Genomic DNA, 14725 nt, shown 5'->3' on the forward strand with positions numbered 1-14725 from the left:
CTAACCCTCCAGACCCTCCGGGCCCTCCAGCCACCGGCTCGTCGCGTCCCAGGCCGCCCGCAGCGCCTCCGGCCGGGCCAGCTCGTGGTGCCCGCACGGCAGGGCCGTCTGCGCCACCTCGCCGGTGACGTACGGCTTCCACCGGACCCCGAGCGGCGTCCCGGCCGGCTTGCCCAGCAGCGCCGCCACGTGGACCAGGTCACCCTGGTACGTCCCCGGAACGTGCGCCGTCGCGATCTCGACGTTGTTCGCCCGGACGCCCTCGGCCACGGCCAGCTCCTCGTCGGAGAGGTCGAGGCCGAAGCGCTCGCCGACCCGCAGGACGGCGTCGGTCCAGTCGACCTCCTCGATCCCGGGCTCGTCCACGCCCTGGTCCACGGTGACCGACGGGTACGCGTCGAGCACGACCAGCGCGCCGACCTCCTGGCCGACGGCCTGCAGCTGCACCGCCATCTCGTGCGCGACGACACCGCCCAGCGACCAGCCCAGCAGGTGGTACGGGCCGCTCGGCTGCACCGCCCGGACCTGCTCGACGTAGTCCGCCGCCATCTCCTTGACCGAACCCGGCAACGCGCCCGGCTCGCTCAGACCGCGCGCCTGGAGGCCGTACAGCGGCCGTTCCTCGGGCATGATCCCGGTCAGCGGGGCGTAGCACCAGCTGAGACCACCGGCCGGGTGCACCGCGAAGAACGGGGGCCGCTCGCCGCCCGCGCGCAGCGGGAGCAGGACCTTGAGCCCCTCCGCGCCCGCCGGCCGGCGCAGCCCCCGGACCAGGGACTCGACCGTGGGGCCCTCGAAGAGGTTCCGGACCCCCACCGTGACCCCGAGCGTCGACCGCAGCCGGTCGACCAGTGTCACCGCCAGCAGCGAATGCCCGCCCAGCTCGAAGAAGTTGTCGTCGATGCCGACCCGGGGCAGGCCCAGGACCTCGGCGAACACCTCGCAGACCAGCCGCTCGTCCGCGGTGCGCGGCGCCCGGTAGGACGCCTCCAGCAGCTCCGCCCGGTCCGGCGCGGGCAGCGCACGGCGGTCCAGCTTGCCGTTGACCGTCAGCGGCAGCGCGTCCAGCACCGTGATCGCGGACGGGACCATGTACTCCGGCAGCACCCCGCCCAGCCCGGCCCGGACCTCGGCGACGTCCACCTCCGCGGCCACGGCCGCGTCCACGGCCGGGACGACGTAGGCGGCGATGCGCCGGTCACCGGGGACGTCCTCGCGGACGATCACGGTGGCCTGCGCGATCCCGGGCCGGCCGAGCAGGGCGGCCTCGATCTCGCCGAGCTCGATGCGGTGGCCGCGGATCTTCACCTGGTCGTCGGTGCGGCCCAGGTACTCCAGCGTCCCGTCCTCGCGCCAGCGAGCCAGGTCACCGGTGCGGTACATCCGCTCCCCGGCCGAACCGAACGGGCAGGCCACGAACCGCTCCGCCGTCAGACCCCGGCGGCCCAGGTAGCCCCGGGCCAGGCCGGCACCCGCCACGTACATCTCGCCGGGCACCCCGACCGGAACCGGTGCGAGGAACCCGTCCAGCACGAACACCCGGGTGTCGACCACCGGCGAACCGATCGACACCACGCCCGCCGACGGATCGCACGGCCACATCGTGGCGTCCACCGTCGTCTCGGTCGGGCCGTACGAGTTGAACACCCGGTGGTCGCGCATCCAGCGGGCCATCACGTCCGGCGGACAGGCCTCACCGGCGGTCACCAGGACGACGTCGTCGGCGATCGACCGCTCGTCCAGCGTCGCCAGCACGGCCGGCGGCAGCGTCACATGGGTGACCCGCTGCTCCGCCAGGAAGTGCGGCAGGGCCTCGCCCAGGCGGCGGTCCTGCGGGATCACCACCAGGGCCGCGCCGGTCAGCAGGGCCATGAACCACTCCCAGCCGAAGGTGTCGAAGCCCGCCGAGGCGAACTGCCCGACCCTCGACCCGGAGCCGACCCCCAGGTACCGCACCTGACCGGCCACCAGGCTCGCCACACCCGCGTGGGAGACCAGCACGCCCTTGGGGCGACCGGTCGACCCGGAGGTGTAGATCACGTACGCCGCGTCCGCGGTCCGCACCACGCGGTCCACCAGCGCGCCGCCGCCCAGACCGGCCAGCTCCGCCACCGTCTCCGGCGCGTCCAGGACCAGCGCGCCGGAACCGGGCAGAGCCGACACCGTGCCCGCCGAGGCCAGCACCGTCACCGGCCTCGCGTCCTCCAGCATGTAGCCGATCCGGTCCGCCGGGTACGCCGGGTCGATCGGCATGTACGCACCGCCGGCCTTGACGACCGCCAGCAGCGCGACCATCAGCCCGACCCCGCGCTCCAGGCAGACGCCGACCACGGACTCCGCGCCCACGCCCCGCGACACCAGCAGCCTGGCCAGGCGGTTCGCCCGGGCGTCCAGCTCCCGGTAGGACACCTCGGCCCCGTCGGCGGCCACCGCGACCGCCTCCGGCAGCCGCTCCACCTGGGCCTCGAAGAGCTCGCCGACCGTCGCGGCCGGAACGTCGGAGGCGGTGTCGTTCCAGGCGGTCAGCAGCCGGTCGCGCTGCCGGTCGTCGAGGACGGGAATCCGCTCCAGCGACGTACCGGCGTCCCGCTCCAGCGCGCCGACCATGTTCTCGACCGCCGTGTGCAGCAGGCCGCACACCACGTCCGGGTCGATCGGCGAACCCGCCTGCACCGAGAGCCGGAAGCCGGCACCGGTGTCGTCCACCGAGGCCGTGAGCGGGTAGTTGGTCCGCTCGTGCCCGTACAGCACCCGGATCCCGGCGAGGCCGGTGCCCTCGCCCGTCGCGCCGGGGCTGTGGCGGTAGTTGAGGAGCGAGGTGAACAGCGGGCTCTGCGCCGGCAGGCCGGTGGCCTGCTGGGCGAGGGTCAGCGGGGCGTGCTCGTGCCGCAGCAGCTCGCCCAACTGCACCTGCGCGGCCCGCAGTCCGGCGTCCAGCGCCCGGGTCGCGTCGATCCGGATCGGCAGGGTGTTGATGTACAGACCCGGCGTCCGGTGCGCGGTGCCTCCCGCGTCCATCCGGCCCAGGAACACCGTGCCGAACACGGGGTGGGTCTGGCCGGTCGTCGCGGCCGCGACGCGGGCCCAGGCCAGGTGGAAGAACGCCGCCGCGCTGACGCCGTGACGACGCGCCTGCTCACGGACCCGGCCGGCCAGCTCGTCCGACAGCTCGACCACCGCCTCGCCGGTGCCGCTGCCGTCGCCATGGGTGTCGAGCACGCCGTACGGCGCGGTCGGCTCCTCGACGTCACCGAGCGCCCGCTCGAAGTACGCGCGGTGCTGGTCGGCGGTGACGGCCAGGCGCGCGTGCGCGACGAAGTCGCGGTACGGCGCCGGCTCGGGCAGGCGGTCCTCCTCGTGCTCCAGGTGCGCGCGCACCTCGTCGAAGAGGATCTCCAGGGCCTGGTGGTCACGGGTGAGGTGGTGGCTGCGCAGAGCCATCAACCACTGCCCGGATTCATCGTCCTGATTGATCGTCAGGTCGATCATGGGTGCGCGGCCGATGTCCATCGAGGGCGGGCACGCCGCCAGCAGCCGGGCCACCGCGTCATCGCCGGAACCATGCGAGTCACGGGAGAGCGTGACCTCGTGGACGGGCAGAGTCGCCCGGCGCAGGACGACCTGGAGCGGCTGGGGCAGGTTCTCCCACAGCACGGCCGTCCGCAGGATGTCGTGCCGGTCGACGACGTGCTGAAGCGCGGTCACGAACGCGTCGACGCGCTCCCGCGAGTCGAAGCCCAGAACGACCGGAACGATGTAGACGTCGCGCCCCTGGTCCGCGTCCAGCAGGTGGTGGAAGAAGATCCCCTCCTGCAGCGGCGCCAGCGGATAGACGTCCGCGACGTTCGCCGCACCACCCGGGACCGCCGCACTGATCCGGTCGAGGTCCGCCTGGCTCAGCTCGGCCAGCGTGACCATGTCCGGGGTGAGGACGGTCGCGTCGCTCGGGATCCGGTTCTCCGGCACCACGAAGGCCCGGCCGGTGTCGGCGGCGGCCAGCCCGGCGGGCGTCGGCACCTGGAACAGTCCACGCACCGACACCTGGAGGCCGCGCGAGCGCAGGCGCTCGACCAGGGTGACCGCCAGCAGCGAATGCCCGCCGAGTTCGAAGAAGTTGTCGTCGATGCCCACCTGGGGCAGGCCCAGGACCTCGGCGAACACCTCGCAGACCACCTGCTCGTCCGCCGTGCGCGGCGCCCGGTAGGCCTCCTGGATCGCGGTGATCTCCGGGGCCGGCAGAGCGCGGCGGTCGAGCTTGCCGTTGACGGTCAGCGGGAGCGCGTCCAGCAGCACGATCGCGGACGGGACCATGTACTCCGGCAGCACCGTCGCGAGGGTGCCGCGCAAGGCGGCGGTATCGATCTCCGCATTGGCGGCGGGGACGATGTAGGCGGCGATGCGCTTGTCGCCCGGGACGTCCTCGCGGACGATCACGGCGGCCTGGGCGACACCCGGCTGACCGAGCACGGCGGCTTCGATCTCGCCCAGCTCGATGCGGTAACCGCGCACCTTCACCTGGTCGTCCGTGCGGCCCAGGTAGTCGAGGGTGCCGTCCTCTCGCCAACGGGCGAGGTCGCCGGTGCGGTACATCCTTGCGCCCGCCTCGCCGAACGGGCAGGCCACGAAGCGCTCCGCCGTCAGCCCCGGACGGTTCAGGTAGCCCCGTGCCAACTGAACACCGGCGAGGTACAACTCACCGGCAACGCCGACCGGAACCGGCCGCAGCGCCGCGTCCAGCACGTACACCCGGGTGTTGCCGACAGGGCCGCCGATCGGCACCGTCGCCGTCCCCGGCACGCACTCCCAGGCAGTGACGTCGATCGACGCCTCCGTCGGGCCGTACAGGTTGTGCAGCGGAACACCCACATCCCGCAGGAAGGCGTCGCGCAGCTCCGGCGACAGCGCCTCACCACTCGCGAACACCGCCCGCAGAGAAGTACAGGTCCGCGCGGCCGGCTCCAGCAGGAACACCTGCATCATCGACGGAATGAAGTGCGTGACCGTCACGCCCTCCGCACGGATCACCTCCGCCAGGTACGCCGGATCGCGGTGCCCGTCCGGACGTGCGACCACCAGGGTGGCGCCGGTGGTCAGCGGCCAGAAGAACTCCCACACGGAGACGTCGAACCCGACCGGAGTCTTCTGCAGCACCCGATCCGACGACGTCAGCCGGTAGTCGTCCTGCATCCACGCCAAACGGTTCACCACACCGTCATGCGCGACCACCACACCCTTCGGCCGACCCGTCGACCCCGAGGTGTAGATCACGTACGCCGGGCTCTGCGGGCCATGACCCACCCGCTCCGGGTTCGAAACCGCCTGCGCACTCAGGGCGTTGACGGTGTCCGGGCTGTCCAGGTCGATCCGCCGGACACCAGCCGCCAGCTCCCCGCCCATCGTCACACTGTCGGTGACCAGGGCGGTCGGACGGCCGTCCTCCAGAGTGGAGACCAGACGCTCCGCCGGATAGTCCGGGTCCAGCGGCAGATACGCCGCCCCCGCCTTCCCGATCGCCAGCAACGACACCACCAGCTCGGTCGAGCGCGGAAGACACACCGCCACCAGGTGCTCCGGCCCAACGCCGGCCTCAACCAGCAGGTTTGCCAAGCGGTTCGCCCGCTCGTTCAGCTCCGCGTACGACACGACCTCACGTGCCGCACCACTGCCGAACACCACCGCGTCCGCATCCGGCGTCCGCGCCGCCTGCGCCTCGAACAGCCCCGGCAGCGTCCCCACCGGCACCTCACGCGCCGTGTCGTTCCAGCCGCGCAGCACCAACTCCCGCTGCCCGGCGTCCAGCACCGAGACCTGGTCGAGCTTCAGGTCGGGCTCGTGCTCCAGTCCGTCGGCGAGCCGCTCCACCAGAGCCTCGAACAGGCCGCAGACCACGTCCGAGTCCATCGGAGCGCACGCCTGCACCGTGAGCCGGAACCCGACACCGGTGTCGTCCACCGACACCGTCAACGGGTAGTTCGTCCGCTCCTGCCCGAACAGCGGGGTGACGCCGGCAAGGACGGTCTGATGGGTGTCGGCCGTCCGGCTGTGGCGGTAGTTGAGGAGCGAGGTGAACAGCGGGCTCTGCGCCGGGACGCCGGTGGCCTGCTGGGCGAGGGTCAGCGGGGCGTGCTCGTGCCGCAGCAGCTCGCCCAGCTGCTGCTGGGTCACCTTCAGCCCCGCCAGCAGCGACTGGGTCGCGTCGATGCGGATCGGCAGGGTGTTGATGTACAGACCCGGGGTCCGGCTCGCCGTGTCCCCGGCGTCCATCCGGCCGAACAGCACGGTGCCGAACACCGGATGCGTCTGCCCCGTCGTCGCCGCCGCGACCCGCGCCCACGCCAGGTGGAAGAACGCCGCCGCACTCACACCGTACCGGCGCGCCAACTCGCGCACCCGGTGGGCCAGTTCACCGGAGAGATCGACCACGGCCTCCCCGGTCTCGCTGCCGTCGCCGTGCGTGTCCAGCACACCGTACGGCGCCGTCGGCTCCTCCACCTCCCCGAGCGCCCGCTCGAAGAACGCACGGTGCTGGTCGGCCGTGACAGCCAGCCGGGCGTGCGCCACGAAGTCGCGGTACGGCGCCGGCTCCGGCAGCCGGTCCTCCTCCTGCTCCAGGTGCGCCCGCACCTCGTCGAAGAGGATCTCCAGCGCCTGGTGGTCCCGGATCAGGTGGTGGCTCTGCAGGGCCATCAGCCAGCGGTCCCGGCCCGGATCGGCCGCGACGACGAGCCGCATCATCGGGGCACGGCGGATGTCCATCGAGGGCGGGCAGGCCGCCAGCAGCCGGGCCACCGCGTCCTCGCCCGGGTCCCCGGTGAGGGCGATCTCCTCGACCGCCACCGGGGCCTGCCGCAGGACGACCTGGAGCGGCTGGGGCAGGTTCTCCCACAGCACGGCCGTCCGCAGGATGTCGTGCCGGTCGACGACGTGCTGGAGCGCGGCGACGAAGTCGTCCATGCGCCCGCGCGAGTCGAAGCCCAGAACGACCGGGACGATGTAGACGTCGCGGCCCTGGTCGGCGTCCAGGAGGTGGTGGAAGAAGATCCCCTCCTGCAGCGGCGCCAGCGGGTAGACGTCCGCGACGTTCGCCGCACCACCGGGGACCTGCTCCACCAGACGGTCGAGGTCCGCCGGGCTCAGCTCGGCCAGCGTGACCATGTCCGGGGTGAGGACGGTCGCGTCGCTCGGGATCCGGTTCTCCGGCACCACGAAGGCCTGACCGGCGTCGACGGCGGCCAGCGCCGCCGGCGTCGGGGCCTGGAACAGCGCCTTCACCGACACCGGCAGACCGCTCGCCCGCAGTCGCTCCACCAGCGTCACCGCCAGCAGGGAGTGGCCGCCCAGCTCGAAGAAGTTGTCGTCGATGCCGACCTGGGGCAGACCCAGGACCTCGGCGAACACCTCGCTGAGCAGCTGCTCGTCCGCCGTGCGCGGCGCCCGGTAGGACGACTCCAGCAGCTCCGTGCGGTCCGGCACCGGGAGTGCCCGGCGGTCCAGCTTGCCGTTGACGGTCAGCGGGAGCGCGTCCAGCACCATGATCGCGGACGGGACCATGTACTCGGGCAGGACGGCGCCCAGCCCGGCCCGGATCTCGGTGGTGTCGATCTCCGCACCGGCGGCGGGCACCACGTAGGCGGCGATGCGCTTGTCACCGGGGACGTCCTCGCGGACGATCACGGCCGCCTGGGCGACACCCGGCTGACCGAGCAGGCCGGCTTCGATCTCGCCCAGCTCGATCCGGTAACCGCGCACCTTCACCTGGTCGTCGGTGCGGCCCAGGTAGTCGATCGTGCCGTCCTCGCGCCAGCGGGCGAGGTCACCCGTGCGGTACATCCGGTCCCCCGCACCGCCGAACGGACAGGCGACGAAGCGCTCCGCCGTCAGCCCCGGGCGGTTCAGGTACCCGCGTGCCAGCTGCACACCGGCGATGTACAGCTCGCCCGCCACACCGGCCGGCACCGGACGCAGGGCGGCGTCCAGCACGTAGGCCCGGGTGTTGCCGACCGGGCCGCCGATCGGCACCGTCGCCGTCCTGGGCACGCACTCCCAGGCGGTGACCTCGATGGACACCTCGGTGGGGCCGTAGAGGTTGTGCAGCGGGATGCCCATGTCCCGCAGGAACGCGTCCCGCAGTTCCGGCGACAGAGCCTCGCCGCTGGCGAACACCGCCCGCAGAGACGTGCAGGTCCGAGCGGCCGGCTCCAGCAGGAACACCTGCATCATCGACGGGATGAAGTGCGTGACCGTCACGCCCTCCGCGCGGATCACCTCCGCCAGGTACGCCGGATCACGGTGACCGTCCGGACGCGCGACAACGAGCGTCGCGCCGGTGGTCAGCGGCCAGAAGAACTCCCACACGGAGACGTCGAACCCGACCGGAGTCTTCTGCAGCACCCGGTCCGACGGCGTCAGCCGGTAGTCCTGCTGCCCCCAGGAAAGGCGGTTGACGATCCCCTGGTGGGAGATCACCACGCCCTTGGGGCGACCGGTGGAACCGGAGGTGTAGATGACGTACGCCGGGCTCTCCGGGCGGTGGCCGGGGCGCTCCGGGTTCGAAACCGGCTGCGCACCAAGGGCGTTGGCGGTCTCCGGCGCGTCCAGATCGATCCGCCGGACGCCCGCCGCCGCTGCCGGGGCCCCGTCCATCGTCACGCTGTCGGTGACCAGGACGGTCGGGCGACCGTCCTCCAGGGTGGAGGCCAGACGGTCGTCCGGGTAGTCCGGGTCCAGCGGCAGATACGCCGCCCCGGCCTTGCCGATCGCCAGCAACGACACCACCAGCTCGGTCGAGCGCGGCAGGCAGACGGCCACCAGGTGCTCGGGGCCGACACCGCCCTCGACCAGCAGGTGCGCCAAGCGGTTCGCCCGCTCGTTCAACTCCGCGTACGACACGACCTCACGCGCCGCACCACTGCCGAACACCACCGCGTCCGCATCCGGCGTCCGCGCCACCTGCGCCTCGAACAGCCCCGGCAGCGTCCCCACCGGCACCTCACGCGCCGTGTCGTTCCACCCGCGCAGCACCAACTCCCGCTGCCCGTCGTCGAGAACGGCGATCCGGTCGAGCGTGGCGGCGGAGTCCTCCTCCAGCCCGCCGACCAGGTTCTCCACCGCCGTGCACAGCAGACCGCAGACCACGTCCGAGTCCATCGGCGCACACGCCTGCACCGTGAACCGGAACCCGACACCGGTGTCGTCCACCGACACCGTCAACGGGTAGTTCGTCCGCTCCGAGGCGTACACGATGTCGATGCCCGTGGTCCCGCTTCCGGGCACGCCCTGCTGGTCGGGGTGAGAACTGGGCACACTGTGGCGGTAGTTGAGGAGCGAGGTGAACAACGGGCTCTGGGCGGGGACGCCGGTCACCTGCTGGGCGAGGGTCAGCGGGGCGTGCTCGTGCCGCAGCAGCTCACCCAGCTGCTGCTGCGCCACCTTCAGACCCGCCACCAGCGGCCGGGTGGCGTCGATCCGGATCGGCAGGGTGTTGATGTACAGACCCGGGGTGCGGCTCGCCGTGTCACCGGCATCCATCCGGCCGAGCAGCACCGTGCCGAACACGGGGTGCGTCTGGCCGGTCGTCGCGGCCGCGACGCGGGCCCAGGCCAGGTGGAAGAACGCCGCGGCGCTCACGCCGTGCCGACGAGCCTGTTCGCGGACGCGCTCGGCCAGTTCGGCCGACAGCTCGACGATCGACTCGCCGGCGTCGGTGCCGTCGCCGTGGGTATCCAGCACTCCGTACGGCGCGGTCGGCTCCTCGACGTCACCGAGCGCCCGCTCGAAGTACGCGCGGTGCTGGTCGGCGGTGACGGCCAGGCGCGCGTGCGCGACGAAGTCGCGGTACGGCGCTGGCTCGGGCAGGCGGTCCTCCTCGTGCTCCAGGTGCGCGCGCACCTCGTCGAAGAGGACCTCCAGGGCCTGGTGGTCGCGGGTGAGGTGGTGACTGCGCAGAGCCATCAACCACCGATCACCGACGATGTCCTGAGCAATCGTCAGGTCGACCATGGGCGCACGGCGGATGTCCATCGACGGCGGGCAGGCCGCCAGCAGCCGGGCCACCGCGTCATCGCCGGAGCCATGCGAGTCACGGGAGAGCGTGACCTCGTGGACGGGCAGAGTCGCCCGGCGCAGGACGACCTGGAGCGGCTGGGGCAGGTTCTCCCACAGCACGGCCGTCCGCAGGATGCCGTGGCGGTCCACCACCGCCTGCAGCGCCGACACGAACGCGTCGACGCGCTCGCGGGAGTCGAAGGCCAGCACGGTCGGCAGGATGTAGACGTCACGGCCCTGCTCCGCGTCCAGCAGGTGATGGAAGAAGATCCCCTCCTGCAGCGGCGCCAGCGGATAGATGTCGGCGACGTTCGCCGCACCACCGGGGACCTGCTCCACGATCCGCGCGAGATCGTCCTCGGCGACCTCGGCCAGCGTGACCATGTCCGGGGTGAGGGCGGTGGCGCCGTCCGGGATCCGGTTCTCCGGCACCACGAACGCCTGGCCGGTGTCGACGGCCGCGAGTCCGGCCGCCGTCGGGGCCTGGAAGAGCGCCCGCACCGAGACCTGGAGGCCGCGCGAGCGCAGGCGCTCGACCAGCGTCACCGCCAGCAGGGAGTGGCCGCCGAGTTCGAAGAAGTTGTCGTCGATGCCCACCTGGGGCAGGCCCAGGACCTCGGCGAACACCTCGCAGAGCAGTTCCTCGTCCGCCGTGCGCGGCGCTCGGTAGGCCTCGTGGATCGCGGTGATCTCGGGAGCCGGCAGAGCGCGGCGGTCCAGCTTGCCGTTGACCGTCAGCGGAAGCTCGTCCAGCGCCATGATCGCGGACGGGACCATGTAGTCGGGAAGCGTCGTCGCGAGCGCATCCCGCAGTGCAACGGCATCCACCTCCGCGTCCACGGCCGGGACGACATAGGCGGCGATGCGCTTGTCGCCCGGGACGTCCTCGCGGACGATCACGGCGGCCTGCGTGACACCCGACTGACCGAGCACCGCCGCCTCGATCTCGCCCAGCTCGATGCGGTAACCACGCACCTTCACCTGGTCGTCCGTGCGGCCCAGGTAGTCGAGCGTGCCGTCCTCTCGCCAGCGGGCGAGGTCGCCGGTGCGGTACATCCTTGCGCCCGCCTCGCCGAACGGGCAGGCCACGAACCGCTCCGCCGTCAGACCCGGACGGTTCAGGTACCCGCGCGCCAGCTGAACACCGGCGAGGTACAACTCGCCCGCCACACCGACCGGAACCGGCCTGAGCCCGGCATCCAGCACGTACACCCGGGTGTTACCGACCGGGCCGCCGATCGGCACCGTCGCCGTCCCCGGCACGCACTCCCAGGCAGTGACGTCGATCGACGCCTCCGTCGGGCCGTACAGGTTGTGCAGCGGAACACCCACATCCCGCAGGAACGCGTCGCGCAACTCCGGCGACAACGCCTCACCACTCGCGAACACCGCCCGCAGAGAAGTACAGGTCCGCGCGGCCGGCTCCAGCAGGAACACCTGCATCATCGACGGAATGAAGTGCGTGACCGTCACACCCTCGGCACGGATCACCTCCGCCAGGTACGCCGGATCACGGTGACCGTCCGGACGTGCGACCACCAGGGTGGCGCCGGTGGTCAGCGGCCAGAAGAACTCCCACACGGAGACGTCGAACCCGACCGGAGTCTTCTGCAGCACCCGATCCGACGACGTCAGCCGGTAGTCGTCCTGCATCCACGCCAAACGGTTCACCACACCGTCGTGCGCGACCACCACACCCTTCGGGCGGCCGGTGGAACCGGACGTGTAGATCACGTACGCCGGGCTCTGCGGGCCGTGGCCCACCCGCTCCGGGTTCGAAACCGCCTGCACACTCAGGGCGTTGACGGTGTCTGGGCTGTCCAGGTCGATCCGCCGGACACCAGCCGCCAGCTCCCCGCCCATCGTCACACTGTCGGTGACCAGCACCGTCGGACGGCCGTCCTCCAGGGTGGAGGCCAGACGCTCCGCCGGGTAGTCCGGGTCCAGCGGCAGATACGCCGCCCCCGCCTTACCGATCGCCAGCAACGACACCACCAGCTCGGTCGAGCGCGGCAGACACACCGCCACCAGATCCTCGGCGCCGACACCGCCCTCGACCAGCAGGTGCGCCAAGCGGTTCGCCCGCTCGTTCAACTCCGCGTACGACACGACCTCACGCGCCGCACCACCGCCGAACACCACAGCCGTGGCATCCGGCGTCCGCGCCACCTGCGCCTCGAACAGCCCCGGCAGCGTCCCCACCGGCACCTCACGCACGGTGTCGTTCCACCCGCGCAGCACCAACTCCCGCTGCCCGGCGTCCAGAACGGGAACCAGATCCAGCGAAGAGGCGGAATCCCGCTCCAGCCCGCCGACCAGATTCGCCACCGCCGTGCACAGCAGACCGCAGACCACGTCCGAGTCCATCGGCGCACATGCCTGCACCGTGAACCGGAACCCGACACCGGTGTCGTCCACCGACACCGTCAACGGGTAGTTCGTCCGCTCCTGAGCGCGGAGCAGCTGGATCCCGGCGATCGTCCGCGCGGTTCCACCGCCGACCCCGCCGACCCCGCCGGTGGCGGCGGTGCGACGGTAGTTGAGGAGAGAGGTGAACAGCGGGCTCTGCGCCGGCAGGCTGGTCGCCTGCCGCGCCAGGGTCAGCGGGGCGTGCTCATGGGTCAGCAGCTCGCCCAACTGCACCTGCGCCGCCCGCAGTCCGGTGCTCAACCGCTGGGTGGCGTCGATGCGGATCGGCAGGGTGTTGATGTACAGACCCGGGGTGCGGCTCGCCGTGTCCCCGGCGTCCATCCGGCCGAGCAGCACGGTGCCGAACACCGGATGCGTCTGCCCCGTCGTCGCCGCCGCGACCCGCGCCCAGGCCAGGTGGAAGAACGCGGCGGCGCTCACGCCGTGGCGACGCGCCTGCTCGCGGACCCGGCCGGCCAGCTCGTCCGACAGTTCGGCGATCGACTCGCCGGTGCCGCTGCCGTCGCCGTGGGTGTCCAGAACGCCGTACGGCGCGGTCGGCTCCTCGACGTCACCGAGCGCCCGCTCGAAGTACGCGCGGTGCTGCTCGGCGCTGACGGCCAGGCGCGCGTGGGCGACGAAGTCGCGGTACGGCGCCGGGGCCGGCAGCCGCTGGACGTCCTGCTCCAGGTGCGCGCGCACCTCGTCCAGCAGGATCTCCAGCGCCTGGTGGTCACGGATCAGGTGGTGGCTGCGCAGAGCGATCAACCACCGCCCACCATCGATGTCCTGAGTGATCGTCAGATCGATCAGGGGTGCCCGTCGGACGTCCATCGCGGACGGGCAGGCCGCCAGCAGCTGCGTCACGACATCGCCACCGGCGCCGGCACCGGCGTCGGCACCCGCCGCCAGGGCGATCTCGGAGACGGCCAGCGGCGCCTGCCGCAGGACGACCTGGAGCGGCTGGGAGAGCCCCTCCCAGAGCACGGCCGTCCGCAGGATGTCGTGCCGGTCCACCACCGACTGCAGCGCCGACACGAATCCGTCGACCCGCTCCCGCGAGTCGAAGGCCAGCACCGTCGGGAAGACGTAGATGTCACGTCCCTCGTCGGCGTCCAGGAGGTGGTGGAAGAAGATGCCCTCCTGCAGTGGAGCCAGCGGGTAGACGTCGGCGACGTTCGCCGCACCGCCCGGGACCTGCTCCACGATCCGCGCGAGATCGTCCTCGGTGACCTCGGCCAGCGTGATCATGTCCGGGGTGAGAGCGATCGCGCCGTCCGGGATCCGGTTCTCCGGCACCACGAACGCCTGGCCCGCGTCCACGGCCGCCAGTCCGAGCGGGGTCGGCGTCTGGAACAGCGTCTTCACCGACACCTGCAGGCCGCGCGAGCGCAGCCGCTCCACCAGCGTCACCGCCAGCAGGGAGTGACCACCCAGCTCGAAGAAGTTGTCGTCGACGCCGACCCGCTCCAGCCCGAGGACCTCGGCGAACACCTCGCAGAGCAGTTCCTCGTCCGCGGTGCGCGGCGCCCGGTAGGACGCCTCCGGCAGCGCCGACCGGTCCGGTGCCGGCAGGCCCCGGCGGTTGATCTTTCCGTTCGCGGTCAGCGGCAGCTCGTCCAGCACGACCACGGCGGACGGGACCATGTAGTCGGGGAGCGTCACCGCGAGCGCGTCCCGCAGTACGCCGGCATCCACGGCCGCGTCCACGGCCGGGACGACGTAGGCGACGATGCGCTTGTCACCCGGGACGTCCTCGCGGACGACCGCGACGGCCTGGGCGACGCCCGCCCGGCCGAGCAGGGCGGACTCGATCTCGCCCAGCTCGATGCGGTAGCCGCGCACCTTCACCTGGTCGTCCGTACGGCGCAGGTATTCCAGCGTCCCGTCCTCGCGCCAGCGCACCAGGTCGCCGGTGCGGTACATCCTTGCGCCCGCCTCACCGAACGGGCAGGCCACGAACCGCTCCGCGGTCAGGCCGGCGCGGTTCAGGTAGCCGCGTGCCAGGCCGCTGCCGGCGATGTACAGCTCGCCCGCCACGCCCACCGGCACCGGTCGCAGCGCCGCGTCCAGCACGTACACCCGGGTGTTGAGGATGGGCCGGCCGATGGAGACCGGGGTGTCCGCCGAGACCTCCGAGGCCGTGGACCAGATGGTCGTCTCGGTCGGGCCGTACAGGTTGGTGACGGAGGCGGCGGTGCCCGCCAGGGTGCGGGCGAGCTCGCCGGGGAGCGCCTCGCCGCCGACCAGGACCCGGACGGACCGCAGGACG

The 14725-nt window shown here is 72.2% G+C and carries 1 protein-coding gene (running past one end of the window); it reads right to left on the reverse strand.

From position 1 onward, the window contains the following. Positions 1-14725, reverse strand: the 3' portion of a protein-coding gene (locus ACGFSC_RS16500; RefSeq protein ID WP_359897602.1) for a non-ribosomal peptide synthase/polyketide synthase. The gene runs 5486 nt beyond the window's last position; only the last 14725 of its 20211 coding nucleotides appear in the window; its start codon lies beyond the right edge, outside the window; its stop codon occupies positions 1-3.

The organism is Kitasatospora sp. NPDC048715, from assembly GCF_043198905.1.
In the GTDB taxonomy this organism is placed as follows: Bacteria; Actinomycetota; Actinomycetes; order Streptomycetales; family Streptomycetaceae; genus Kitasatospora; species Kitasatospora lactacystinica.